At 65.0% G+C, this 24,475-nt stretch carries 27 protein-coding genes and 2 pseudogenes; 6 read left to right on the top strand and 23 right to left on the bottom strand.

What is annotated here, in order from left to right; genetic code table 11:
* Positions 1-4: 4 nt before the first annotated feature.
* The 7 genes and pseudogenes from ACQR3T_RS23020 to ACQR3T_RS22990 all read right to left on the bottom strand — a co-directional run bounded on the left by ACQR3T_RS23020 (position 5) and on the right by ACQR3T_RS22990 (position 3,489).
* Entirely contained in the window at positions 5-565 is a 561-nt protein-coding gene (locus ACQR3T_RS23020; protein ID WP_428694977.1) for an HNH endonuclease, read from the bottom strand.
* Positions 566-640: 75 nt separating this feature from the next.
* Positions 641-796 (bottom strand): annotated as a pseudogene (locus ACQR3T_RS23015) (hypothetical protein); the annotation flags it as partial.
* Between the two features lie 158 nt (positions 797-954).
* Positions 955-1,332, bottom strand: a pseudogene (locus ACQR3T_RS23010) (DUF222 domain-containing protein); the annotation flags it as partial.
* 129 nt (positions 1,333-1,461) lie between these two features.
* On the bottom strand, positions 1,462-1,887 hold the full coding sequence (locus tag ACQR3T_RS23005) for a DUF4440 domain-containing protein (RefSeq protein ID WP_428694930.1): 426 nt from the start codon (positions 1,885-1,887) through the stop codon (positions 1,462-1,464).
* Between the two features lie 16 nt (positions 1,888-1,903).
* Positions 1,904-2,359 (bottom strand): 6,7-dimethyl-8-ribityllumazine synthase, encoded by a 456-nt coding sequence (locus tag ACQR3T_RS23000; RefSeq protein WP_037171563.1) that lies wholly within the window; start codon positions 2,357-2,359, stop codon positions 1,904-1,906.
* 10 nt (positions 2,360-2,369) lie between these two features.
* Positions 2,370-2,801 carry a DUF1810 domain-containing protein gene (locus tag ACQR3T_RS22995; protein WP_428694929.1) on the bottom strand — a complete coding sequence of 144 codons (432 nt, stop codon included), beginning with the start codon at positions 2,799-2,801 and terminating at the stop codon, positions 2,370-2,372.
* Between the two features lie 103 nt (positions 2,802-2,904).
* The gene (locus tag ACQR3T_RS22990) at positions 2,905-3,489 is read right to left on the bottom strand and encodes a TetR/AcrR family transcriptional regulator (protein ID WP_032380596.1); all 585 of its coding nucleotides are present in this window, start codon (positions 3,487-3,489) and stop codon (positions 2,905-2,907) included.
* A 61-nt stretch (positions 3,490-3,550) separates the two neighbouring features.
* Here ACQR3T_RS22990 and ACQR3T_RS22985 point away from each other — a divergent pair, with 61 nt between their 5' ends.
* Entirely contained in the window at positions 3,551-4,312 is a 762-nt protein-coding gene (locus ACQR3T_RS22985; protein WP_428694928.1) for an SDR family NAD(P)-dependent oxidoreductase, read from the top strand.
* Here ACQR3T_RS22985 and ACQR3T_RS22980 read toward each other — a convergent pair.
* Complete coding sequence (locus tag ACQR3T_RS22980; RefSeq protein WP_032380594.1) at positions 4,287-4,727, bottom strand: MarR family winged helix-turn-helix transcriptional regulator; 441 nt, start codon at positions 4,725-4,727, stop codon at positions 4,287-4,289. The genes ACQR3T_RS22985 and ACQR3T_RS22980 overlap by 26 nt on opposite strands.
* Before the next feature lie 59 nt (positions 4,728-4,786).
* Between ACQR3T_RS22980 and ACQR3T_RS22975 the strand changes: the two genes are divergently transcribed.
* Complete coding sequence (locus tag ACQR3T_RS22975; RefSeq protein ID WP_428694927.1) at positions 4,787-5,488, top strand: SDR family oxidoreductase; 702 nt, start codon at positions 4,787-4,789, stop codon at positions 5,486-5,488.
* A 14-nt stretch (positions 5,489-5,502) separates the two neighbouring features.
* Here the strand turns inward: ACQR3T_RS22975 and ACQR3T_RS22970 are convergent, their stop codons facing one another.
* The 5 genes from ACQR3T_RS22970 to ACQR3T_RS22950 form a co-directional block, all read right to left on the bottom strand.
* On the bottom strand, positions 5,503-5,988 hold the full coding sequence (locus ACQR3T_RS22970) for a CoA-binding protein (RefSeq protein ID WP_428694926.1): 486 nt from the start codon (positions 5,986-5,988) through the stop codon (positions 5,503-5,505).
* On the bottom strand, positions 5,985-7,283 hold the full coding sequence (locus ACQR3T_RS22965) for an O-acetylhomoserine aminocarboxypropyltransferase/cysteine synthase family protein (protein WP_032380591.1): 1,299 nt from the start codon (positions 7,281-7,283) through the stop codon (positions 5,985-5,987). The genes ACQR3T_RS22970 and ACQR3T_RS22965 overlap by 4 nt, the downstream gene beginning before the upstream one ends.
* 4 nt (positions 7,284-7,287) lie before the next feature.
* Positions 7,288-7,800: an OsmC family protein gene (locus ACQR3T_RS22960; RefSeq protein ID WP_032380590.1), complete on the bottom strand. Its 513-nt coding sequence runs from the start codon at positions 7,798-7,800 to the stop codon at positions 7,288-7,290.
* A 204-nt stretch (positions 7,801-8,004) separates the two neighbouring features.
* Complete coding sequence (locus ACQR3T_RS22955) at positions 8,005-8,667, bottom strand: SDR family NAD(P)-dependent oxidoreductase (protein WP_428694925.1); 663 nt, start codon at positions 8,665-8,667, stop codon at positions 8,005-8,007.
* Positions 8,668-8,707: 40 nt separating this feature from the next.
* Positions 8,708-10,123 carry an acyl-CoA synthetase gene (locus ACQR3T_RS22950; RefSeq protein WP_032380588.1) on the bottom strand — a complete coding sequence of 472 codons (1,416 nt, stop codon included), beginning with the start codon at positions 10,121-10,123 and terminating at the stop codon, positions 8,708-8,710.
* Positions 10,124-10,125: 2 nt separating this feature from the next.
* Between ACQR3T_RS22950 and ACQR3T_RS22945 the strand changes: the two genes are divergently transcribed.
* Complete coding sequence (locus ACQR3T_RS22945) at positions 10,126-10,548, top strand: hypothetical protein (RefSeq protein ID WP_032380587.1); 423 nt, start codon at positions 10,126-10,128, stop codon at positions 10,546-10,548.
* Between the two features lie 12 nt (positions 10,549-10,560).
* On the opposite strand, the gene ACQR3T_RS22940 is transcribed toward ACQR3T_RS22945, so the two are convergent.
* The 5 genes from ACQR3T_RS22940 to ACQR3T_RS22920 form a co-directional block, all read right to left on the bottom strand.
* The gene (locus tag ACQR3T_RS22940; RefSeq protein WP_428694924.1) at positions 10,561-11,178 is read right to left on the bottom strand and encodes a LysE family translocator; all 618 of its coding nucleotides are present in this window, start codon (positions 11,176-11,178) and stop codon (positions 10,561-10,563) included.
* A 58-nt stretch (positions 11,179-11,236) separates the two neighbouring features.
* Positions 11,237-12,340 carry a succinyldiaminopimelate transaminase gene (dapC, locus tag ACQR3T_RS22935; RefSeq protein ID WP_428694923.1) on the bottom strand — a complete coding sequence of 368 codons (1,104 nt, stop codon included), beginning with the start codon at positions 12,338-12,340 and terminating at the stop codon, positions 11,237-11,239.
* Positions 12,341-12,344: 4 nt separating this feature from the next.
* On the bottom strand, positions 12,345-12,668 hold the full coding sequence (gene fdxA / locus ACQR3T_RS22930) for a ferredoxin (protein ID WP_008714223.1): 324 nt from the start codon (positions 12,666-12,668) through the stop codon (positions 12,345-12,347).
* A 113-nt stretch (positions 12,669-12,781) separates the two neighbouring features.
* Positions 12,782-13,540, bottom strand: a complete 759-nt coding sequence (locus ACQR3T_RS22925; RefSeq protein ID WP_428694922.1) for a hypothetical protein — start codon at positions 13,538-13,540, stop codon at positions 12,782-12,784.
* 38 nt (positions 13,541-13,578) lie between these two features.
* Positions 13,579-16,119: a bifunctional FO biosynthesis protein CofGH gene (locus ACQR3T_RS22920; protein WP_428694921.1), complete on the bottom strand. Its 2,541-nt coding sequence runs from the start codon at positions 16,117-16,119 to the stop codon at positions 13,579-13,581.
* 134 nt (positions 16,120-16,253) lie between these two features.
* Between ACQR3T_RS22920 and ACQR3T_RS22915 the strand changes: the two genes are divergently transcribed.
* From ACQR3T_RS22915 to ACQR3T_RS22905, 3 genes are read left to right on the top strand one after another with little or no spacing between them, the layout of a single operon-like run.
* Positions 16,254-16,733 carry a PH domain-containing protein gene (locus tag ACQR3T_RS22915; protein WP_094738535.1) on the top strand — a complete coding sequence of 160 codons (480 nt, stop codon included), beginning with the start codon at positions 16,254-16,256 and terminating at the stop codon, positions 16,731-16,733.
* A 59-nt stretch (positions 16,734-16,792) separates the two neighbouring features.
* On the top strand, positions 16,793-18,241 hold the full coding sequence (locus tag ACQR3T_RS22910) for a PH domain-containing protein (RefSeq protein ID WP_428694976.1): 1,449 nt from the start codon (positions 16,793-16,795) through the stop codon (positions 18,239-18,241).
* A 6-nt stretch (positions 18,242-18,247) separates the two neighbouring features.
* Positions 18,248-18,949 carry a uracil-DNA glycosylase gene (locus ACQR3T_RS22905; RefSeq protein ID WP_428694920.1) on the top strand — a complete coding sequence of 234 codons (702 nt, stop codon included), beginning with the start codon at positions 18,248-18,250 and terminating at the stop codon, positions 18,947-18,949.
* Here ACQR3T_RS22905 and ACQR3T_RS22900 read toward each other — a convergent pair.
* From ACQR3T_RS22900 to typA, 5 genes are all read right to left on the bottom strand, one after another.
* The gene (locus ACQR3T_RS22900; RefSeq protein ID WP_032380580.1) at positions 18,876-19,328 is read right to left on the bottom strand and encodes a hypothetical protein; all 453 of its coding nucleotides are present in this window, start codon (positions 19,326-19,328) and stop codon (positions 18,876-18,878) included. The genes ACQR3T_RS22905 and ACQR3T_RS22900 overlap by 74 nt on opposite strands.
* Positions 19,329-19,394: 66 nt before the next feature.
* Positions 19,395-19,553 (bottom strand): hypothetical protein, encoded by a 159-nt coding sequence (locus ACQR3T_RS22895; RefSeq protein WP_008714214.1) that lies wholly within the window; start codon positions 19,551-19,553, stop codon positions 19,395-19,397.
* Between the two features lie 43 nt (positions 19,554-19,596).
* Positions 19,597-20,490, bottom strand: coding sequence for an N-acetyl-1-D-myo-inositol-2-amino-2-deoxy-alpha-D-glucopyranoside deacetylase (mshB, locus tag ACQR3T_RS22890; protein WP_428694975.1), 894 nt, complete (start codon positions 20,488-20,490; stop codon positions 19,597-19,599).
* Positions 20,491-20,567: 77 nt separating this feature from the next.
* Positions 20,568-22,376 carry an ABC transporter family substrate-binding protein gene (locus ACQR3T_RS22885; RefSeq protein WP_032402994.1) on the bottom strand — a complete coding sequence of 603 codons (1,809 nt, stop codon included), beginning with the start codon at positions 22,374-22,376 and terminating at the stop codon, positions 20,568-20,570.
* Between the two features lie 103 nt (positions 22,377-22,479).
* Positions 22,480-24,417: a translational GTPase TypA gene (gene typA / locus ACQR3T_RS22880; RefSeq protein ID WP_032365354.1), complete on the bottom strand. Its 1,938-nt coding sequence runs from the start codon at positions 24,415-24,417 to the stop codon at positions 22,480-22,482.
* Positions 24,418-24,475 lie beyond the last annotated feature (58 nt).

Genomic DNA, 24,475 nt, shown 5'->3' with positions numbered 1-24,475 from the left:
GGGCTTATGCGATGTGGGGGCCGGCTCGGGCGTGGGATTGTCGGGGTTTTCGATCCGGGTCGACGGTGGCCGGCGGGATGAACCACGGGTGGTTGTCGGCGGCGATGAACACTTCCCAGTCACTGTGGTGAATGAGTCGGTGGTGGAATCCGCAGAGCAGGACGAGGTTGTTCATGTCGGTGGGTCCACCATCGGTCCAGTGCCAGATGTGGTGGCCTTCGGTCCAGGCTGCGGGTTTGCCGCAGCCGGGGAACGCGCAGCCGTGATCGCGAGCGGTCAACGCGCGTTTCTGTTTCGCGGTGACAGTGCGTGCGGTGCGGGCGAGGTTGATCGGTGAGCCGTTCTCATCCATGACGATGGCGGTGAGAAGACAATCGCAGGCCAGTTGCCGGGACGTATTGCGGGAGAGTGGCCCCATCCACGGCAGCCACCCGACAGTGGTGCCGTCACCGAACAAGTCCCGATACGCGCCGCGATCGGCGGTGGCTGGCCGGCTGTCGTTGTCGGATTCGGTTGCGATGCTGCCATTCTCAGAGTCAGAGTCAGAGTCAGAGTCGGTGTTCATGGTGCGGCGGAGGTTGGTGAGGTCGCGCAGGCTGATGTGCAGATTGAGGTGCGGTTTTTCGCCGCCTTCGGTGGGTCGGTTGCTGGAGGCGAGGTAGCGGTCGAGGATGTGCCCGAATGCGTCGGCTCGGCGCCGGGCGGGGCTGCGTTCGTCTTGGGTACCGTCGGCTGCGGGTCGGGGTTCGGTGAGCGGTGCTGTGCGGTGAGGAGTTTTTCTCCGGTGATGGCATCGAAGTCGGCCTTGAGCACCAGCCGCCCGTTGAGGGTTGTGGAGGCGAAGAGTTCGTTGCGGTCGGTGTCCTCGGGGGGCGGTTTCTTGCTGCCGTAGGTGTCCTCGAGTTTGGTGATCGCTTCGCGGATGCGGCCGGTGCGCGCTTGTGGTCCGGTCGCAGCCTTGATCATGGCGGCGCGGGCGATGTCCTGGCCTTCTTGCGGGAGGTTCTTCGGTGGTGTTTCGGCGAAGGCGAGGATCAGAGCGGCATGGTCGACGGACATGACGCCCGTGCTGACGGCGTCGGCGATGTCGGGGAAGTTCTTCAGTCCGCGGGCGAGGGCGACGATCTTGGTGGCTTTGCCGGGGGTGAGCAGGGTGGTGGAGGTGAGCCAACCGGCGGGCCCGGGGAATCCGAGCTTCTCGCGGGAGACGCGAGTATCGATCTCGGCGACGAGGGCGATACGTCGGGCTTCGAGCAACTGGATTCGGTGGGAGACATCAGCAGAGTCGGCGAGGAGTTCTGCCTCGCTCAGTTGCCAGATCTCCGTTGTCATGGATCAAGTGTATCGAACATGTGTTCGACTGACAATGATAGTCGCATCGAAAACTATTGCTCTGCTTCACTATTCGTGAAACAGAATCTGTCGGTAGCTCGTGGTAGAGGTCGACTCATCCGTCACACTTCACGATTTCTGGTCTGCGATCACGGTTCCCTGGTGATAGAGGATTTTCCAGTCACCGTCCCGTCGCTGCCATAACGTCGTTCTGCGGGTATGCCTGCCGTCGAGCCGCAGCGTGTAGGTCAGCAGGTAGGTCGCCGGGGCGATTTCCCGGAGCTCGAACCCGCTGGTCTCCCAATCAGGGTCGAGCCGACCGCTCGGGTCGGACGAATACCGGTCTTCGAGGACCGACCAGACGTGTTCGCGACTGTAGAGCCGACCCGAAGCTCCGATCTCCCAAAAACTTGGATCGGTGAGGCGCTCGAAGTCTTCCCGCGTGGTGCCGCACTCGCGGCGGTGGAAGATCGGTTCTCGCCGTTCGAGTTCCGCGAGTACTTCGTGAAGCCCAGGCGCAGTGTGGCAATCGGTCCCGCGCACAGAATCGGCCATGGCGTCGGCCCCAGCGTCAGCCGATGGTTCCCAGCGAGGCCAGAGTTTTGACCACAGCTCTCGCCGCCTCGGCACCTTTGGTTTCGAGATGCGCGGTGAAGAAGGCCTTGTGGTCGGCATGCTCGTGGAAATGGTGGGGAGTGAGCACCACCGAGAACACGGGGACGTCGGTATCCAGCTGCACCCGCATGAGGCCGTCGATGACCGCCGTCTCGACGAAGTCGTGTCGATAGATTCCGCCGTCCACCACCAGTGCGGCGGCAACGATCGCCGAGTACTTTCCGGTCTTGGCCAGCCGCTGCGCATGCAGCGGGATCTCGAATGCTCCCGGGACCTCGAAGACGTCGATGGACGTACCGGCCTGGCCGAGCCGCTCGAGTTCTGCTGCGAAACCCACTCGCGCGCGGTCGACGATGTCCAGGTGCCAGCTGGCGTGAACGAAGGCAATGGATCCGGCGAGTGGAGTCGTCATGGGTGCGATGCTAGCGGTATCGCTCGTCGAGCAAGTCGAGTGTTCCGCCATCGGATTCACCGTCGAAATACTTTCGCAACACTTCGCCGAAAACGGACGTGCCCTTGGTAGCTTCGGCGAAAAGCGTCATGGACGAGTGCAGTTTCAGATTGTCCGGATAACCGAAGATCTCGTCGATCGTCCGGCCCTCGATTCCGACGGTCAGCCGAGCTGCCTTGCTCAGGCGCGGTCCCAGCACCTCGTGAGACAAGTACAGTTCCGCCTCGGTCAGATCGGCGATGCCGAAGTGCTGAGCAGTTGCACTGCGGCCCAGCCCCGCCAACTGCGGGAACACGAACCACATCCAGTGCGTCTGCTTGCGTCCCGCCTTCAGTTCCTTCGTCACTGCATTCCAGACGGGGTCCTGGGCGTCGACGAAGCGTTGCAGGTCGTATTCGGTCATGCCATTCAACTTAGCCACAGGAGTGGAGCCTGCGGAACGACCCGATCATCAGTGGAGCCTGCGGAACGACCCGATCATCAGTGGAGCCTGCGGAACGACCAGATCAGGTGAACCCGCGCATCAGGGTGTCGACGGTTGCGTCCAGTAGATCCTCGACGGGGACGCCGTCGAGGAGATCACCGGTGGCGAGCACCGCGAGGCCGTGCACGCTCGCGAATGCCACCCGAGCGAGTATCTCGGTGGGTGCCTCGGTGATCATGCCGGCGCCAATGGCGTCCTTCAACAACGCTTCGGTTGCCGTCATACTCTGGCCCGCAGCAGCTTTCAGGTCTTCGCTGGCATCGGGGTGGTGTTTGGTGCTGTACATGACATCCAGCAGTTCGGCATGCTCGACGGCGAATCCGAGATACGCACGTGCGACGCCACGAAACCGCGACATCAGCTCACCAGGACCGGTCGCGGCGGCGGCCATCCGGCGGTTCATCTCCTGAAAACCGTGTAGCGCCAGCGCATCCAACAATGCCTGTTTGTCTCTGAAATGCCGAGCCGGGGCGGCGTGACTGACTCCGACATCTCTGGCCAACTGCCGCAGCGAGAGCGCGTCGACCCCACCCTGCGCAATGCTCCGTTCGGCCGCGTCGAGCAGTACCGCCCGCAAGTCACCATGGTGGTAGCGCCGCGTTGCCATGTACTCACCCTAAGGGATGTTGGCATTGACAACAATGCTGACACTGCCTACATTTGCGCTCATGACTTCCACAGTGCTCATCACCGGAGCAAGCTCAGGCCTCGGCGAGGAATTCGCCACCCGATTCGCCACACGCGGCGAGAACGTAGTCCTCGTGGCGCGGCGGGCCGATCGACTCGAGGCGCTCGCTCGCCGCATCGAGGCCGACCACGGCGTCACTGCCACCGTCGTGGCGATGGACCTGGGCGTGCCTGGAGTCGGCGCAGCGCTGCGAACCACGTTGGCCGAGAAAGGGATCACTCCCACTTCCCTGGTCAACAACGCTGGCTTCGGAACGCACGGCCGGTTCGCCGACGAGGATCCGGAGCGCGTGGCCGCAGAGATCGCCCTCAACGTCAGTGCGCTGGTCGACCTCACTCACGCATTCCTGCCGAACCTGACCGGTGCGCTGATCAACGTGGCGAGTACCGCTGCGTATCAACCGACGCCCAACATGGCCGTGTACGGGGCGACAAAAGCGTTCGTCTTGAACTTCACCGAGGCTCTGGCATTCGAGTACCGCACCTCGTCGTTGAAAGTCCTCGCGCTCTCCCCCGGTCCGACGCGTACCGAATTCTTCGACGTCGTGGGATCGAAAGACGCCGCGGTGGGCAACTTTCAGACATCCGAGCAAGTTGTCTCGACGGCATTGCGCGCGTTGGATTCTCGTCGCACTCCGGCCAGTGTCGTGTCCGGTCTGTCCAACAAGATCAGCGCAGGCAGCGTGCGCCTCGCCCCGCGCGGTCTGGCAACAGTGATCAGCGGTCGCCTGCTGAAGGCGTGAGGCCGACGAGGATGCGCTCGAATGCCGCTCGCTCGGAAGCCGGGATCGCGTCGAGCAGATGCCGTCGGACCGCCTCGGCGTGAACGGGCCGAGCGCGCACGACGGCATCGCGTCCCGCGGTGGTGAGAAATACCTCCACTCCCCCGTCGACCTGACGCCGAGTAATGAGTCCGCGGTCGGCCATGCGGGTCAGATGGTGCGACAGCCGGCTGCGATGCCACTCGAGCAACGCCGCCAAGGCGCTCTGCCGCAGCACCCCATCCCCTATCTCGTGCACTCGGGTCAGAACCGCGAAATCCTGGTCCGACAAGCCAGTTTCGTCCGCAATCTCCGCGGTGACGCGAGTCCACACGGTGTCCTGCGCCCGCTTCCATACGTGCCACAGGGCCATCTCAGATTCGTTCAACAGCGACATTACGCCAGCCTATCCACCCGCTGTTGACATGACAACGCAACCGGGTGCATTGTGTTGACATGACAACACACGCCGCTCTTGTCACGGGTGCCAACCGAGGCATCGGCCTTGCCATCGTCCGCGGCCTCGCCGCCCAGGGCTTTGTCGTCTATTTGGGCTCGCGAGATCTCGCCGGGGGCGTCACCGCGGCCACCGGGATCGACGGAGACATACGCCCGATTCGGCTCGACGTCACCTCGACCGGCGACCTCGACGAGGCCGTCCGACACATCGACACCGAAGTGGGCCACCTCGATGCTCTGATCAACAACGCCGGCGTCAACGTCGGGTATCACCGCCCTACCGAGGAGAGTTCGTCGGATCTGCGAAAGGTGTATGACGTCAATGTCTTTGCCGTCGTCGATGTGACCAACGCATTCCTGCCGCTACTGAGAAAGTCCCCGGCCGGTCGGATCGTCAACGTCACCAGCAAGCGCGGTTCCATCGGCGAGGACGGTGCATGGGTGGGCACGCCGTCGATGGCGTATTCGAGCTCGAAGACCGCTCTGAACGCCCTCACCGTTCACTACGCCCGAGACCTCGCCGATACCCCGATCAAGGTCAACGGAGCAGCCCCCGGGCACGTCGCCACCGACTTCAACGGATTCCGCGGAACACGATCGCCGGACGAGGGTGCGGCCGTCGCGATTCGACTCGCCACCCTCGACGCCGATGGACCCACCGGACTGGTATTCGAGGACAACACCGTCCTGACGTGGTGAGGCGTGCGGCGCGCCTACCCCCGTGTACGACGCGAATCGATCACTCCCGTATCGAATCCGGCCAGATGCAATCCTCCGTGGAATCGCGCGTGTTCGATCTTGAGGCAGCGATCCATGACGACGTTCAATCCGGCGGCTTCGGCGTCGTGGGCCACCTGCTCGTGCCACAGTCCCAGCTGGAGCCAGATCGTCTTCGCCTGCACCGCAATGGTTTCGGCAAGCACCGCAGGAAGGTCGTCGTACTTGCGGAAGACGTCGACCAGATCCGGCGGCTTCGGTAGGTCGGCGAGCGTCGGATAAACCGTTGTTCCTTCGATTTCGCTGATCGTCGGATTGACGAGAAAGATCTCGTAGTTACTCGTCGACGACAGATACCGGTTGACGAAATAGGATGCCCGCGAGGGGTTCTTGGACGCACCGACGATTGCCACCGTCCTGGTTTCCCGCAGAATGCGCTGACGCTCTTGGGCGGACGGGCCCTGCCAGGTGCGTTCACTCACGAGCGTGCCTTTCCGGTTGCCAGCGTCAGGGCCTGATCCAGATCCCAGAGAATGTCCTCGACGTCTTCCAGTCCGACGCTGATGCGGATCAATTCCGGGCCGACACCCGCTCCGCGGAGTTGATCGTCGGTCAGCTGCCGGTGGGTGGTGCTGGCCGGGTGAATCACGAGGGTACGCACGTCGCCGATGTTGGCGACGTGGCTGGCAACCCGGACACTTTCGACGAACGTCTGACCGGCGTCGCGACCCCCGTCGATTCCGAAGGCGAACACCGCACCGGGCCCGGCGGGCAGATATTTCTCGGATCGATCGTGATGCGGGTGACTGTGTAGCCCAGCCCATCTCACGTAGTCGATGCGCGGATCCTGTTCCAGCCACTCGGCGACCACTCGGGCATTGGCAACGTGTGCGTCCATGCGCTGCGGCAACGTCTCGACACCCTGGATCAGGGTGAAGGCCGACTGTGGTGCCAACGCACCACCGATGTCGCGCAGTTGCTCGCTGCGCAGCTTGGTCAGAAAGCCGTACTCGCCGAAGTTTCCCCACCACGACAGGCCCCCGTACGAGGCCACCGGCTCGGTCATCTGCGGGAATTTGCCCGAGCCCCAGTCGAATCGACCGGATTCGACCACCACTCCACCCAGCGTCGAGCCGTGCCCGCCGAGAAATTTCGTCGCCGAGTGGATCACGATGTCGGCACCGAACTCGATGGGCCTGCTCAGCCACGGGGTCGCCATCGTCGCGTCGATCACCAACGGGATTCCGTGCTCGTGCGCAACGGCGGCGAGACCCTCGAGGTCGGCGATCTCCCCCGACGGGTTCCCGATGATCTCGGCGTAGATCAGTTTGGTCGAATCCGTGACCGCAGCAGCGTAATCCGCCGGATCGGTGCCCGGAACGAAGGTGGTCTCGACACCGAACCGGCGGAGTGTGACGTCGAGTTGGGTCACCGTGCCGCCGTAGAGACCGGCCGCCGCGACGATGTGGTCCCCGGTGCCCGCGAGAGCAGCGAACACCGCGAACTCGGCCGCCAACCCACTGGCGAACGCGACCGCTCCGATGCCGCCTTCGAGGCTCGCGATGCGCTCCTCGAAGGCGGCGACGGTCGGGTTACCGATACGGCTGTAGACGTTGCCGTACTTCTGCAGAGCGAACAGATCGCCTGCGTCCGAGGAATTCTCGAACACGTAGCTCGCCGTCTGATAGATCGGCACAGCACGCGAACCGGTGGAAGGATCAGGCCTTGCTCCGGCGTGAATTGCTCTGGTACGCAGGCCGAATGTCCGTTCGCTCATGACCTCAGGCCGTTTCGAGAACGGTGTGGATCGGGGTGGGATTGCGCGTCAGATCCAGCACGGGGCAGTGATCGTCGACGGCCTGTTGCAGCTCCTCGTACCGTTCCCGCGTCTCCGGCCCCGTGACCGTGACGACAACACGCACCTCGCCGAACCCTGGGCGCACCGCGTCGTCGAACCCGAAGAATCCGCGCACATCGAGATCTCCCTCGGCCTTTGCGCTGATGTCGTCGACGACGATGCCCAGCTTCTCGGCCCAGACACGATAGGTGACCACCTGGCAGGACAGCAGCGACGCGAGGTAGTACTCCACGGGATTGGCGGCTTTGTTCTCCCCGCCGAGGGCCGGCGGCTCGTCGACCTCGACGCTGTACTTGCCGAGTGTGACGGTGCTGGCGACGGCGTCGTGTGCGGTGGCCGAACCACGAAAGACGACCTGGGCGTTCTTCGCGTCGGCCTGCACGGCGTCATCGGTGGCAGCGATGACGCCGCCGAGATGAGAAACAGATGTGGTCATGAGAATTCCTGTTCGATTCGAGGGTTGCCGGAACTACCCGAGGAGCGCAAAAAGCCCGTCGGGAATGGGTTCGATCGACTGTTACGAACAGGAGGAGGTGCAGACGAGACCGAAGTCGATGGTGCGACGACGAACGAGCCTTCTGGCTGCGTCGGTCACATGTGTCTCGGTCACGAAGCCGACAATAGCCTAGGAAGGTCTCGCCTACGAGAACTGGTCCGCGCCGAGGTCGGTCTCGTCGTCGGTGATGGCCGCGACGATGCGCGCTGCCACCGACTCCGGGGTCAGCCCCTGTGGCAGTTTCGGCGCCTGCCCGGCGATCGGCCGAGTGGCCAAGCCGGTCTCGGTGTGCGGTGGCCGCACATCGACGATCCTGATCTTCGACTTACGGGCTTCGGTGCGAACACTTTTCAGCAGCGCACTCACCGCGGCCTTGCTCGCAGAATAGGCACCCATGTTCGGCATCGGCTTGTCGGCCACCACCGCGCTGATGTTGAGGACGAAGCCACCCTGATCCAGAGTGGTCATGGCTTCTCTCAGCACACGCAGCGGTGCCAGGTAGTTGAGCAGCAGCAACTCGTCGACGGTGTCGTCGTCCACGTCGCTGACTGCGCCGAACGCCACCACGCCGGCGGCGATCACGATCCCGTCCAGACCGCCGTGGTGTTCGACGGCCTCTGCGATCACCGATCGAGCCGAATCCGGAAGCGTCAGATCGGCATTCACCGTGTGATGATCCGAGGACTCGAGGCTGCGACCGCTGACGGTCAACCGAGCACCGGCTTCGGCGAGCTGGTCGACTATCGGGGACCCCAGCCCACCACTGGCACCGAATACGAGAATGCGTGCGCCGTCGAGTGTCGTCATACTTTCGAGGCTAACGGCCACCTCACACCCCCGCTGACGACTACGACAACAGCTTCTTCTGCACCTTGCCCATGGCATTGCGCGGCAGCGAGTCGACCACGCGAATCTCGCGGGGCCGCTTGTGAATCGACAGCTCGGTGGCCACCAGATCGATGAGCACCCGATCCTCGACATCGGTGCCGACGACGAAGGCCACGATGCGCTGGCCCAAATCGTCGTCCGGTAAGCCGACGACAGCGACCTCGTCCACGCTCGGATGCCCCAGCAGCACCGTCTCGATCTCCCCCGCGCCGACGCGATAGCCACCGGATTTGATCAGGTCCGTCGACGCGCGCCCGACGATGCGGTGAAAGCCGTCCGGCTCGATGAGAGCGACATCTCCGGTGTCGAACCAGCCGTCCTCGGTGAAGGTCTTCGCTGTCGCCTCCGGGTTGTTCAGGTAGCCGTCGAACAGCATGGGGCAACGGATCTGCAGTGCTCCGATCGATTCACCGTCGTGGGGCAGGATTTCGCCCTGCTCGCCGCGCAATCGGGTTTCGACGCCTGCGACCGGGAGTCCCACCGAGCCCGGGCGACGCTCACCGTCGGCGCGGGTACTGATGGTGATGAGGGTTTCGCTCATACCGTACCGCTCGATCGGGGCCTGGCCGGTGAGCTCGCGCAGCTTCTCGAACACCGGTACCGGAAGCGGCGCACTGCCGGAGACCAGCAACCGGGCGTCCGCGAGAGCTCGGGCGGACGTCTCGTCGGCGGCGACCCGCGACCACACCGTCGGCACCCCGAAGTAGAGGGAACCACGCGCTGCCGCGTAGAGCTCCGGAGTCGGCTTACCGGTGTGAATCAGTGGGCTGCCGACCCGCAGCGGGCCGAGGACCCCGAGGATGAGACCGTGCACATGGAACAACGGAAGCCCGTGCACCACAGTATCTTTCCACGTCCAGCTCCACGCCTCGGCCAGCGCGTCGAGGCCGGCCGCGATGGCGCTGCGAGAGATCAGGACGCCCTTCGGTGGACCGGTGGTACCGGAGGTGTAGAGCACGAACGCAACGGAAGACGGCTGCGGTTCGGCGTAGCTGTGCCACGACCGCGCGTGCTGACGCACCGGTAGAACCTCGAGCCCGGCGGTATCGGGCGGAGCTTCGCCGAGCCACGCCTGCGCACCCGAGTCCCGGAGGATGTGCTCGCGTTCGGCGACACCCGCGTCCGGCGGAACGGGCACCACGGTGACCCCAGCGATCAGGGCGCCGACGACCGCGAGCACCGTCTTGACCGACGGCGTTGCGTAGATCGCGAGCCGATCTGCCCGCGCGATACGTTCGGCAACCGAGGTCGCCGCACCCAGGATGTCGGCGCGAGAAAGCGAGACTCCGTCGATGGTGATGGCGTCGGGAATATCGTCTCCCCGCGCAACGGCGAGTGGGTTCAGTGAACGAAGCAGCACATGGCTACCGTACATACATGGACGTGGACGGAATCGACACCGGCGATTACGCCGAGTACATGACGGTCGCCGCCGGTGACCTGCAGGCGGGCGTCTATCTGATCGGAACCGACGCCGAGCAGGACACCGATTCCGAGGACGAACTCGACCTGGATCTCGAAGACGAGGATTCGGACGACGACGCCATCGACATCGCGCACGTCACCGACGGCGCGCCGAGGCTGGTCTACTCGGTCCAATCGGACGATTTCTGGACGCGGGTGGAACTGGCCGATCTGCGAGCCACTCAGCTCTACGAGGAAGCCCACGCACGCAATCCCGAGGTCAACACCGAGCCGAAGCGCTTCACCACCGTCGAAGCGTTCGGCAGCAACGAACTGGTCTACATCCTGCGCATCAGACGCGGCGGCTGGGATGTGGGCGAGCCCGACCTCGATTGACCGCTGTCGCCGCTAGGCCGAGGACGCGACGGTTCCGACGCCGAGGGCGACCAGGAATCCGGCACTGATGCGGTCCAGCCAGTCGGTCACCGCCGGCTTGCGCAACAACGCGACCGCGCGTGAGGCGACGACGGAGAACACTCCCATCACCAGGGCGGCCACCACCACCTCGACCAGACCGAGCGTCATTGCACCGGTGAACGTGACCACGGTGAGGAACTGCGGCACCACGGCCAGGTAGAACAGTCCCACCTTCGGATTGAGCGCACACGAGAGAACCCCGGCACCGAACGCCGACCATGCGGCCGCAGCAACCGGCACCAGCGGCTCACCGGCCACCTTGTTCTTTCGGCGTGCCCGAAACGCCTTCACGCCCAGGTACAGCAGATACAGCCCGCCGAGGATCTTGACCACGCGATACGCCGTCGCCGACTGCTCGACGATCGCCGCCAGCCCAACAGCTACCAGCACGGCCCAGAACAGTCCGCCGATCGCGACGCCCATCGCCGCCGCGATCCCGGGCTTGAGGCCGCCGATGCGGTACCGCAGCACCAGAAACGAATCGGGCCCGGGCAGAATCGCCAGCAGAAAACACACGCCGGCGAAGCTGAGCAGCAGGGTGAGGGTCATGCGTACATGAGAACACCCGGTCCGAGCCGGGTCCAACTGACGTGAGTGTCTGCCGAAATCAGCCGCGCAGGCGAGTGGCCGCAGCCTCGATGCGCTCGTCCGTAGCCGTCAGTGCGATTCGCACGTGCTGTCCGCCGTCCGGCCCGTAGAACTCTCCCGGAGCGGCGAGGATGCCGCGTTCGGCGAGCCAGTCGACGGTGTCCCGGCACGGTTCGCCCCGCGTAGCCCACAGGTAGAGCCCCGCCTCGGAGTGGTCGACGGTGAATCCTGCTGCCTCGACGGCAGCTTTGAGCACGGTGCGCCGGGCGCGGTATCGCTCGCGTTGAATGCTCTCGTGCTCGTCGTCGGCCAATGCTGCGGTCATGGCAGCCTGGATCGGCAGCGGCACCATCATGCCGGCGTGCTTGCGCACCTCGAGCAACTCGGCCACGAGGGACGCGTCGCCGGTGACGAAGCCGGCGCGATAACTCGCCAGGTTCGAGGTCTTCGAGAGTGAGTGCACGGCAAGCAGATTGGTGTGATCGCCGTCGCACACGCGAGGATCCAGTACCGACACGGCATCCGCGTCCCAGGTCAGTCCCAGGTAGCACTCGTCGGAGACGACGATGGCGTCGCGCTCGCGGGCCCAGTCGACAACCTTGCGCAGGTGGTCGACGCCGAGCACCTTGCCCGTCGGGTTGGACGGAGAGTTGACGAAGATCAACGACGCGCGCTCCGGTCCGAGTCGCGCGAGACCGTCTGCCCGCAGAATACGAGCACCGGCAAGCAGAGCACCCACTTCGTAAGTGGGATAGGCCAATTCGGGGATGACGACCAGGTCGTCGGCTCCCAGACCCAACAGAGTCGGCAACCAGGCGATCATTTCCTTGGTGCCGATGGCCGGCAGCACCGCGTCGACCCCGATGCCGGTGATCGAGTAGCGGCGCTCGAGCGCAGCCACCGCGGCCTCCCGGAGCGCAACGGTACCGACGGTCGTCGGGTACCCGGGTTCGCCCGCAACCGAATTCAGTGCGGTGCGGATGACCTCGGCAACCGGATCGACCGGAGTACCGACCGACAGGTTGACGATGCCGTCCGGGTGCGCCGACGCCTTCTCTTTGGCAGCGGTCAACGAGTCCCAGGGAAAATCGGGCAGCGCCGCTGCCACCGCTCTACGTGCCAAGGCGTCAGTTCTCGCCCATGGGAGGCAGAGCCTTGATGAACGGCGGGTCGTAGTCGGTCTTGCCGAGCTTCGCGGCACCGCCGGGAGATCCCAGGTCGTCGAAGAAGTCGACATTGGCACCGACGTAAGCGCTCCACTGCTCGGGAACGTCGTCCTCGTAGAAAATGGCCTCGACGGGGCACACGGGCTCGCAGGCCCCGCAGTCGACGCATTCGTCGGGGTGGATGTACAGCATTCGGTTACCCTCGTAGATGCAATCCACCGGGCACTCTTCGATGCACGCTTTGTCCAGTACATCTACGCACGGTTCTGCAATCGAGTAGGTCACTGCTGCTCTCCCCTCCTGTATCGATCGTGGGCGCTCGCGCGCCCTGAGCATCCTAGTATCGCCGTCCGAACGTGGGGCAAATCGACCAGGGTGGCCTCACCTGCCCCGAACGGCTATCGCCGCAGCTGCTTCGCGGGCACGTCTGCACCGAGTGCGGACGTCTTCTTGTGCGCCGCGAGCCACTTGCGGCCCTGCTTGGCGGCGCGCGAGAGCGCGCCCCGCTCACCGAGATATCCGGCGACGCCGCCGACGAGCGGAATGGCTCCGAGTACGCGGTAGAACCCACGTGGATGCGGGCGCTTCTCCAGTTCGCAGGCAACGTCGCGCAGCACGTTGGCGATCTGCCACATTCCGCGCAGCAGTGCGAACGGGCCGGATTTCGGCGATTCTTCCTTCTTCGCGGGAGCGCTGTCGGCCAAGGACGTCAGGTCGCGCTTGCACAGCACCGACCCGAGCAGCGCCACGTGCGTCTCGCGGTCGGTCACTCCGGATTCGCGGGCCACCGCCACGAGCACCATCGCCTGGTTGGCGAACCCGAGCAGATCCTGGATCGGCAGACGGTTCACCAGGATGCCGAACACACCGGGGAATGCGACGGCAACGGTGTTGAGAGCTCCGATGCGATTGACCCACCACTGCGAACGAGCATCGCTGTCGAGCTTCTCCCAGCCGGCGGTGCCCGGGAAGTCGGTGGTGTCGAAGGCTTTCGCGAGAAAGTCGATGACGTTGTCGAGGGTCGAATCGTCCGCAGAGGACTCGCGGAACGTCCTCCCCTTCAGCCCGATCGGATCACGTGTGGCCAGGATGTCGAGCACGGGATGAATGATTGCGACGGCGCTGCTCAGCACCGCGGCGACTCGGCGGTCGTCCATGTCAGACAAGCTCCATTTCAGAAAATCAGGACCCAGGGTCAGATCAGGCCGGCGACCGACACCTCTGGTGCCGGGCCGTACGTGGTGGTGCGCTGACGAACCGGTCGTCCGATGCCGTCGGCGATCTCGTGCAGTTCCGCGACGGTCTTCTCCGAACCGTTCTGCGAACCCGCCATCCGCGAGATCGTCTCTTCCATCAGGGTCCCGCCCAGATCGTTCGCGCCTCCGTTCAGCATCGCCTGTGTACCCGTGATTCCCAATTTCACCCACGACGTCTGAATGTTGTCGATCCGGCCGTGCAGCATGATCCTGCCCAGAGCATGCACCGCACGGTTGTCCCGGTTCGTCGGACCGGGCCGCGACGCCCCGGCCAGATACAACGGCGAGGACTGGTGCACGAACGGCAGCGGCACGAACTCGGTGAACCCACCGGTCTTGTCCTGGATCTTCTTGAGCACGTTCAGGTGACCGACCCAGTGCGAGGGGTTGTCGACGTGCCCGTACATCATCGTCGAACTCGACCGCAGCCCCACCTCGTGCGCGGTGGTGATCACTTCGATCCACTCGGCAGCAGGGAGCTTGCCCTTGGTGAGCACCCACCGGACCTCGTCGTCGAGGATTTCCGCGGCGGTACCCGGAATCGAATCCAAGCCGGCCGCCCGGAGCTCGGTGAGCCATTCGCGGATCGACTGGCCTCCGCGCGATGCCCCGTTAACGATCTCCATCGGCGAGAACGCATGCACGTGCATCGAGGGCACCTTGGCCTTGACCGCCCGCACCAGATCGGCATATCCCGTCACGGGGAGTTCGGGGTCGATTCCGCCCTGCATGCACACCTCGGTAGCACCGACGACATGCGCTTCCCACGCCCGATCGGCGACCTCGGCGGTGGACAGGGTGAACGCGTCGGCGTCGCCCTTGCGCTGCGCGAACGCACAGAAACGGCACCCCGTGTAGCAGATGTTGGTGAAGTTGATGTTCCGGTTCACCACATAGGTGACGGTGTCCCCGTTGACCTGCCTGCGCAGATCGTCGGCGAGCGCAGCAACGGCGTCCATACCCGGACCCTCGGCTGTGGCCAGCGCGAGGTACTGCTCGTCGGACAACCCGGCCGGGTCCTTCTCCGCTGCCGTCAACGCCGACACCAGGTCACGATCCACCCGTTCGAGCCCGGCGAGATCGCGGACCTGCTCGCGGATCGATTCCCAGTCGCCGAACGCATTCGCCAGATCCGAGCGGGTCTCGGTGTTGCGGCCCTGGGTGTCGATCTCTGTGTTCAGATCCACCCGACCCGAGGACTCCCACTCCTCGTCCGGCTCCTGCCACGGCAGACCCGTCGGGTTCACACCCTCGCGTGCCATCCCGGTCTCCGGGTCGGCCACCGCCCGCACGTGCGCGGAGATCCGCGGATCGATCCACGGTGCGCCGGCGAGAACGTACTGCGGCTGCGCGGCGGTCCGCTCGACCAACCGGTATCCGGCCGTTGCCGACAGCTCGGCGAGAGTGTCCAGGTTCGGCCAGGGCCGCTCGGGATTGACGTGATCGGGCGTCAGCGGGGAGACCCCGCCCCAATCGTCGACCCCTGCGCCCAGCAACGCGGCCGTCTCTTCCGGTGCGACCAGATTCGGCGGAGCCTGAATCCGCATCGAGGGGCCGAGCACCATCCGCGTCACCGCGATGGTCGCGAGGAATTCTTCGAGACCGGCGTCGGGTACCGACCGCATCGCGGTATCGGACTTGGCGAGGAAGTTCTGGACGATGATTTCCTGGACGTGCCCGAAAGACTTGTGCACCTTGCGAATGGCCATGATCGACTCGGCGCGATCGCGCAGGGTCTCGCCGATCCCGACGAGGATGCCGGTGGTGAACGGGATGTTGAGCCGGCCCGCGTCGGTCAGGGTGCGTAGCCGAACCTCGGGATCTTTGTCAGGGCTGCCGTAGTGCGCCTGGCCCTTCTCTTCGAACAACCGACGCGAGGTGGTCTCGAGCATCATGCCCATCGACGGGGCGACCGGCTTGAGTCGCGAGAGTTCCTGCCAGGACATCACTCCCGGGTTGAGGTGCGGCAGCAGGCCGGTCTCTTCGAGTACCCGGATCGACATGGCGCGCACGTAGTCCAAGGTCGAGTCGTAGCCGCGGGAATCGAGCCACGCCTTGGCCTCGGGCCAGCGTTCCTCCGGTCGGTCGCCGAGAGTGAACAGTGCTTCCTTGCATCCGAGGGCGGCACCCTTGCGGGCGACGTCGATGATCTCGTCGGGATCCATGAACATCCCGTGCCCGGCGGCATTGAGTTTGCCCGGCACTGTGACGAACGTGCAGTAATGGCATTTGTCGCGGCACAACCGCGTGATGGGAACGAACACCTTGCGTGAGTACGACACCGTCTTCGGCCGGCCCGCGGATTCGAGCCCGGCATCGCGAACCCGGGACGCCGACGCCATCAGATCGGTCAGATCGTCACCGCGAGCGTGCAGCAGTACCGTGGCCTCGTCGACGTTGAGAGAGACTCCATCGCGGGCACGACGCAACACTCGTCGCATCGCAGAGGGGGCTGGTACGGCATCCGGTAGAGAAGTCACCCGTCGATCATGCGCTTCCTGGTACGCACGTGCCACCCGCGGGTCGGGCTGTCGCCCTCGTGCGCGTTTTGCGTAGCTGGAAGTACGCAAAACGCGCACGAGGGATGAGGGCTAGGTTTGTAGCCGTGACAACGATGACCGACCCCCAGTGGCAACCGTCTCCACGTGCACGTCTTCTCTGGGCTCTGAGTGCCGGTCTGCTGTGGCTGCCGGTCTTCGTCGCCCAGATCGTCTGGGCTGTCGTCGACTCGACGTGGACCTCGTGGCCGCATGTCGCCGTCCTTGTGGCATCGATAGTGCTGGCGGCCCTGCACATCACGATCGTGCCGCAGTGGCGGTACCGCGTCCATCGTTGGGAGATCAGCGACACGGCGGTCTACACCCGCACCGGCTGGCTCAGTCAGGAGCGCCGCATCGCGCCGATCTCGCGAGTGCAAACGGTCGACACCGAGCGGGGACCGCTCGATCGGCTGCTCGGATTGGCCACGGTCACCGTCACTACGGCGTCGTCGGCCGGAGCGGTCAAGATCACGGCACTCGATCGAGACGTCGCAGACAAGACGGTGGCCCGACTGACCGATATCGCCGGCCGCACCGTCGGAGACGCAACGTGACAGATCAGGAACTCCTCGCCGTCGAGGAAGAGCAACCGTGGCTACGCCTGGACAAGCGAATGTTGTTGGTGCATCCGGTGAACGAGGGCATCAAGATTCTGCCGGTGCTGCTGATCTCGTTCTTCGTCGGCAGCCAGAGCGGTAACCACTACTGGAGTCTCGGCATCCTCGCGGTCGTGGTGGTGTTCGCAATTCTGCGCTGGTTCACCACCAGCTACCGGATCGGCCCGGTACATGTGCAACTGCGCACCGGAGTGCTGCAGAAGAAGGTTCTGTCCATCCCGCGCAACAGGATTCGTTCGGTCGACGTGGAAGCGAACGTGCTGCACCGGATGCTCGGATTGTCGATCCTGCGGATCGGAACCGGCCAGCAGGCGGGTAAGGGCGAGGCCTTCGAGCTCAACGCCCTCGACACCTCCTTGGTCCCCGCACTGCGCGTCGATTTGCTGCAGCGAGTGTCGGGACAGATTCCGGCAGCCGACGGTATCCCCACCGCAGCACCGAATCCCGAAGTGGAGATTGCGCACTGGCAGTTCTCGTGGGTGCGATTCGCCCCGTTCTCGATCACCGGCATCGTCACCATCGCCGCTGCCGTCGGCGTGCTGTTCCAGTACGGACTGGGGCAGACGCTGGCCGAGTCGTCGGTGGTCTCGAACAGCATCGACTCCGCCGAGCAGTTCGGAATCGCCGTGTTCGTCGTCGTCGCCCTGATCGCACTGCTCGTCGTGTCGAGCATCTTCGCGTGTGTGCGCTACCTGTTGACCTACGCCAATCTCACTGTCACCGATCAGGGTCGCACCCTGCACGTCAGCCACGGGCTGCTACGGACCCGGCAGTCGACACTCGACCGGAAGCGGCTGCGCGGCACCTCCCTGTCGCAACCGCTGCTGCTGCGTGCGGTCAGCGGTGCCCGCCTGGACGCCATCATGACCGGCGTCAGCGCAGAGAAGAAGGAATCGTCTCTGCTGCTCCCCCAGGCCCCGCAGGCCGAGGCTCTACGCATGATGAACACGGTGCTCGGCGACGCCGGTCTGCACGGCGGTGCTGACCGGCCACTGCTGCAACACGGCCCCGCAGCGCGACGTCGCCGTTACACCCGGGCAGCGCTGCCGCTGCTGGTCATCACCGCCGGCCTGGGAGTTGCGCAGTATTTCGGCGCGCCGATTCCGATTCTCGCGTGGACAGCGATCGGGGTGTTGTTCGTCGCCGCTGTCGGCCTGGCTCACGATCGCTACCGAGGCCTGGGCCATGCAGTGCTGCCCGGCTGGCTCATCACCCAGCACGGTTCGCTGGACAGAACTCGGCACAGCCTCGAGGCCGCGGGCATCATCGGCTGGACGGTGCGGCAGACGTTCTTCCAGCGCCGCGCCGGGGTGGCGACCATCGTCGCGGCAACTCCGGCAGGCGTCGGCCACTACGAGGTGATCGACATCCCGGTGGAGAACGCGTGGGCCATGATCGACGCCGTCACCCCGGGAGCCGGAGACATCTGGCTGCGGCGCACCTGACCCGCCATGAAGAAGGCACGCCCGCAGAGCATCGAACAACTCGACATCGCGGTCTCGGAATGTCGCGCCTGCCCGCGCCTGGTGCGGTGGCGCGAACAGGTCGCCGCCGAGAAGCGTGCGGCATTTTCGGACGAATCCTATTGGGGCAAGGCGGTTCCCGGATTCGGACCGCCCGACGCGGCGATGCTGATAGTGGGCCTCGCTCCGGCGGCACACGGGGCGAACCGCACCGGCCGAATGTTCACCGGCGATCGAAGTGGTGACGTGCTGTATCGAGCCATGCATGCCGTCGGGCTGGCGAGCCAACCCACCGCGACACATATCGGCGACGGGTTGACGCTCAACGGAGTTCGCATCACGGCCCCGGTGCATTGCGCGCCGCCGCAGAACAAGCCGACTCCGGCCGAACGAGACAGGTGCAAGCCGTGGTTGGACGACGAGCTGCGGTTGCTTCGTCCGACGTTGCGATCGGTGCTCGTTCTCGGTGCCTTCGGCTGGCAGTCCCTGCTTCCGATACTGGCCACCAACGGATGGGAAATACCCAGGCCTGCACCGAAGTTCGGCCATGGAGTTCGACTGGAGCTGGGATCGATCACGGTGTTCGCCAGCTACCACGTCAGTCAGCGAAACACCTTCACCGGACTGTTGACGCCGACGATGATCGAGGATGTCCTTCGGGATGCGGGTCGGCATGCACGCTTGCTGTGATCGCCTTCATCCGGAACGTGAACAGCAGAACACCGGCCGGGCCCGCCCCTGCAATGATGAGCAGCATCGTCCGCCAGTCGGCGAGCAGCAGAACATCGTTGCCCGGGCCGCCCAGCATGCACAGCACCACCGCGACGAACCACCCGATCAGGGGTGACGCCACCCAGATCGACCGCTCGGCAACCTTTCGCGCGGCCAGAATCAGCGCGACGTTGGCGATGCCGCCGAGTAGTGCGCTGATGGGGAATTGAACCGAACCGAGGTACGTCGGCAAGAAGAAGACCGACAGAATTCCGGAGAGAAAGCCGTCGAACACCAGTACTGCGACGGTCGCCCAGGACACCAGGGCGACAGTATTGGATGCGGCCTTCGAGATCATGCGCCCAATACTGCCTTGACCCGGGTTGTTTCAGTGCATCGCATTCGAAAATCCGGGCACCGGCACTCAGGAAACCGGCGGATAGCCCAGCGAGGTGAGCAAGTTGCTCGCACCCATGGCGATCTGACCAAGAACGTATTGGTACAGATCTGCCTGCGCGCCGAACTGCGGCTTGAGAGAATCGACGAACGCGACGATGGCGTCCTGCACTACCCAGTTGTACATATGTGTTCCGCCCCTGCTGTGATGAGATCGACCCTGCGGTCATTCAGTGATGCGAAGCACAGCCTAGTACGCCGGCAAACAGGTCGGCCTCCCTGCCTGTCCCATCGACGCCGAGTGTGCCCCGAACCAGCACGTACTGCTCGTCCAGCAGGATCGGTTGGGCGATGTCGTTGGAGAGTGCGTACTCGCGTCCCGACGGTGCGACGGTGACCTGAGTGGCGTGTGCGCGCAGCGCGTCCCGCTTGGCATCGAGCACACCGCGAATATCGATGCTGGTCGTGATCGTGCTCTCGGGCACGCTGGGCAGCTCACCGTCGACGGGCAGTCGCCATCCGGCCGGAATGTCGTCGATCGCGGCGAGTCCCGACTGCAGTTGGTCCTGACCGGTGACAGTCCAGTAGAACTTCGACACCTCCCATGGCGACCCGGCCCGGGGGTAGGAATCCGTGCCGCAGACCTCCACGGCCTCGGTCACCAACGAATGCACCTGCTGATGATCGGGATGGCCGTAACCGCCCTCGGGGTCGTATCCGATGACAACCTGCGGCCGAAGCTCACGCATCACCGCCACGAGCGCTCCGAGAGCCTCGTCGCGGTCTGCGTTGACGAACGCACGCGGCTTGCGGGCAGCAGACGTCCCGGCCATTCCGGAATCCCGCCAGCGGCCGGCTCCGCCGAGAAAGCGCGGCGGATTGCAGCCCAGCGCCGCGAGAGCACGGTGCAATTCCAGAATCCGGTAGCCGCCCAGCTGATCGGCACGATCGACGACCAGGTCGGCCCACGTCTCACCGATCACCTCACCCTCCTCGCCGAGCGAGCAGGTGAGTACCGTGACGTCGGCCCCGGCACGAACGTAGTGGGCAATGGTGCCGCCGGTGGTGATGGTCTCGTCGTCCGGATGCGCGTGCACGAGCAGCAGCCGCTGCGGCTCCGTCATCGCCTGCTCCGTCACTGCCTCTGTCATCGATCCAGTGCTCACTTCGTCATTGGTCGCGGTGTCGCCGCGGCGATCGGTCACGAGGGCGTCCGTATCCACTGCGCGGCGTCGGCGAAGATGCCGACCTCGATCGGGCCGGTCAGGGAGACGCCGGTGATGCCGGGAACTGCGGCCACCACCGACGAGTCCTGCATGATCGGCAGCGTCGACGCCAGCGACCACAGCTTGGGCTCGACGTCGTTGGTGGCGACGGACGGATCGAGTCCGTTCACGAGAGCCCTGTCGATGGTCGGCCCGAGTTCGGGAACGCACAGGCCGGACAGATTTCGCGGGGCCGCCGCGCGGTCGCCGCTGCCTGCAGCAGGCTCCTGGACACAGCCGAACCGTGATGCCAGCGCCGTCGCCGGGTCCACTCCCGCGCTGTTCCAGCCCACCACCGCATCGACGGTGCCCTCGGTCAACGCCGTCGAATACAACTCGTCGGCGGGCAGTGGGGTGACGGTCGCATCGATCCCTGCGCTGACGAGCTCGTCCGCAGCCGTCCCCGCGACAGCGAGCGCGATGTCGTCGTTCTCGACGGCACCGATCACGAACCGCAACGCGGTACCGGTCGCGTCGGCAAGACGGGTCACCCCCGGAACCGGAGCACTCGTGGTCGCCGGGTCGGCGGTCTGGGTACCGGTTGCCGGGGCGGTCGACGTCGGCGCGGTTGCAGTGGTAGGTGCGGTCGCATTCGGTGTCGATGTCACCACCGCGTCGGGCGTCGGAACGAAGCCCGCGCGTCGCAGCAGGTCGAGGGCCGCGGTTCTGCCGATGGGAGCGGGCGACGTCGCGGTGTATCCGGGGTCGGAGGGAGAGAGGAGCTGCGCTGCAGCTCGACGATCCGTCGCGCCACCACCTGCCCCGACGGTGGCGAGCAGATTGGGATCGAGCAAGCCGAAAATACCCTGGCGCACAATGGAATCCGACATATTGGCCGCTCGCCCGTTGACCGTCATCGACAGGACCCGGGATTGCCGGATCGTGTCGGTGCGGACGCCGGGAATTGCCGAGAGCTGCGCTCGCAAGGCCGCGTCACCACGAACCTGGGCGATCTGGGCGTCGGCCGACCGCAGAGAATCGGCCAGTTGCGCGGGGGTACCGCCGCGGCGGATGAGGATCTGATCGGGCGACGCGGGCTCGCCCCAGAAGCGGTCGTTGCGCTCGAGCAGAATCTCGTCTCGACCCTGGTCGACGGTCTTGATGTTGAACCGGGATCCGGAGACCGGCACGTTGTCGGTGAGACCACCTTGGAAACCGCCGGGCGAGTCCTTGAGCAGGTGCGAGGGCACCAGGTCCGTGAACAAGCGCTGCCACGCCGGGTACGGCGATTCGAGAGTCACGTCGACCGTCTTGCCACCGCCCGAGGATGCGACGTCGCTGATCAGGGCGTACCCGGCGGAATCCACCACACCGGGTTGGGTGATCATCTGCTGCCACAGGTAGCGGAAATCCTCGGCGGCGATGGGTGCGCTGTCGGACCACTGCGCCTCGTTGCGCAGCTGATAACGAATGGTGAACGGCGACTGCGAGGTCACCTCGGCCGAGATCATCAGCGACAGGTCGGGTTCCCAGGTGGTCACCCCGGTGTCGGCGTTGCGAATCGGCCGAAACGGACTGGGTAGCACCAGGGAACTCACCGCGGCCGTTGCGGGCGACTGGTCTGCCAGCAAGTGCGGGTTGAATCCGATTCCGACGTCGTCGATGGCGACGACCACCGGATCACCGGTCTTGGCCGGAACCATCGTCGTGCTGACCGGCGTCTCCACGCTCTCGATGGGAGGTGGTGGATCCGCGGTGCACGCAGTGAGTACCAGTGCGATGGCAGAAACCAGAACCGCCGGCATCAGCACGTTGCGCAACGAGGATCTCCTTCGTGATCGGCTACCGGTACAGGAGAAGCGACGCCCCACAAGAGTGACACGTCGCTTCTCCCGCACGAGATGAGTCTTACAGAGCAGCCTTGTCGCGAGTCTTGCTGCGCGAACGCTCACGGGCGCGCTCGTTGGAATCGAGGTGCACCTTGCGGACGCGGACGACCTCGGGGGTCACCTCGACGCACTCGTCGCCTGCACAGAACTCCATGGCCATTTCCAGGTCCAGCTTCTTGGGCTTGGCCAGGGTCTCCATGACGTCTGCCGAGGACTGACGCATGTTGGTCAGCTTCTTCTCGCGGGTGACGTTGATGTCGAGGTCTTCCTGACGCGGGTTGATGCCCACGACCATGCCCTCGTAGGTGTCTGCGCCCGGCTCGACGAAGAACGTGCCGCGGTCGGCCAGCTGGATCATCGCGAACGGGGTGACGGTTCCGTGACGGTCCGAGACGAGCGAACCGGTGTGGCGGGCGCGGATCTCGCCGGCCCACGGCGCGTAGCCGTGGAAGACGGCGTTGGCGATGCCGGTACCGCGAGTGTCCGTGAGGAACTCGGTGCGGAAACCGATCAGGCCACGCGAGGGAACGATGAATTCCATGCGGACCCAGCCAGCGCCGTGGTTCGTCATCTGGACCATCTTGCCCTTGCGTGCGGCGAGCAGCTGAGTGACGGCACCGAGGTACTCCTCCGGTGTGTCGACCATCAGCTCTTCGAAGGGCTCGTGCAGCTTGCCGTCGACCTGCTGGGTGACCACCTGGGGCTTACCGACGGTGAGCTCGAAGCCCTCACGACGCATCTGCTCGACGAGGATGGCGAGAGCGAGCTCGCCACGACCCTGAACCTCCCAGGCATCGGGGCGACCGATGTCGAGGACCTTGAGCGAGACGTTGCCGATGAGCTCCTGATCGAGGCGGCTCTTGACCATGCGCGAGGTGAGCTTGTGGCCGCTGACGCGTCCGACGAGCGGGCTGGTGTTGGTGCCGATGGTGACCGAGATGGCGGGCTGGTCGACGGTGATCCGCGGGAGAGCGACCGGGTTCTCCAGGTCGGCGAGCGTGTCACCGATCATGATGTCCGGGAAGCCGGCGACGGCGACGATGTCTCCTGCGACACCCTTCTCGCCGGGAACGCGCTCGACGCCGATCGTGTTGAGCAGCTCGGTGATCTTCGCCTTCTGGACGACGGGCTCGCCGTCGACCTCACGCATCCAGCTCACGGTCTGGCCCTTGGAGAGCTGACCGTTGTGGATGCGGACCAAGGCGAGGCGGCCGAGGAACGCGGAAGCGTCGAGGTTGGTGACGTGCGCCTGCAGCGGCGCGTCGACGTTGCCCTTGGGTGCGGGGACGTAGCTGAGCAGAACCTCGAACAGCTCGTCGAGGTTCTCGGCGTCGGGAGCGTGTCCGTTCTGGGGCTGGACCTTCGAGGCCTTGCCCTCACGACCGGAGGCGTAGAGGACGGGGAGGTCGAGTGCGAGCTCGGCTGCCTCGGACGCTTCGTCGTCGAGATCGGACGCCAGATCGAGCAACAGATCGTGGCTCTCCGAGACGACCTCTTCGATACGCGCGTCGGGACGGTCGGTCTTGTTCACGACCAGGATCACCGGCAACGACGCGGCGAGCGCCTTGCGCAGCACGAAACGGGTCTGCGGCAGCGGGCCCTCGGATGCGTCGACGAGAAGGACGACGCCGTCGACCATGGACAGGCCTCGCTCGACCTCTCCGCCGAAGTCGGCGTGGCCGGGGGTGTCGATCACGTTGATGACGGTGATGGTGCCGTCGGCATTGCGCTTGTGAACGGCCGTGTTCTTGGCCAGGATCGTGATGCCTTTTTCTTTTTCGAGGTCACCCGAGTCCATGACGCGGTCGATCGCTTCGGCACGTTCCTCGAACGCGCCGGACTGCCGAAGCATGGCGTCGACCAGGGTGGTCTTGCCATGGTCGACGTGTGCAACGATGGCGACGTTGCGAAATGTAGTGGTGCTGTCGATGTTGTCTGCACTGCTTGGGGCGCTCACGCGAAAAATTCTCCTGGAGTCGAATGCGGGCTCTTGTTCGCTAGCGGGCTTATGTCGC

The organism is Rhodococcus sp. IEGM1428, from assembly GCF_050321865.1.
In the GTDB taxonomy this organism is placed as follows: Bacteria; Actinomycetota; Actinomycetes; order Mycobacteriales; family Mycobacteriaceae; genus Rhodococcoides.
The sequence above is the reverse complement of the archived record's forward strand: the minus strand, read 5'-3'. Positions and strand labels throughout refer to the sequence as shown.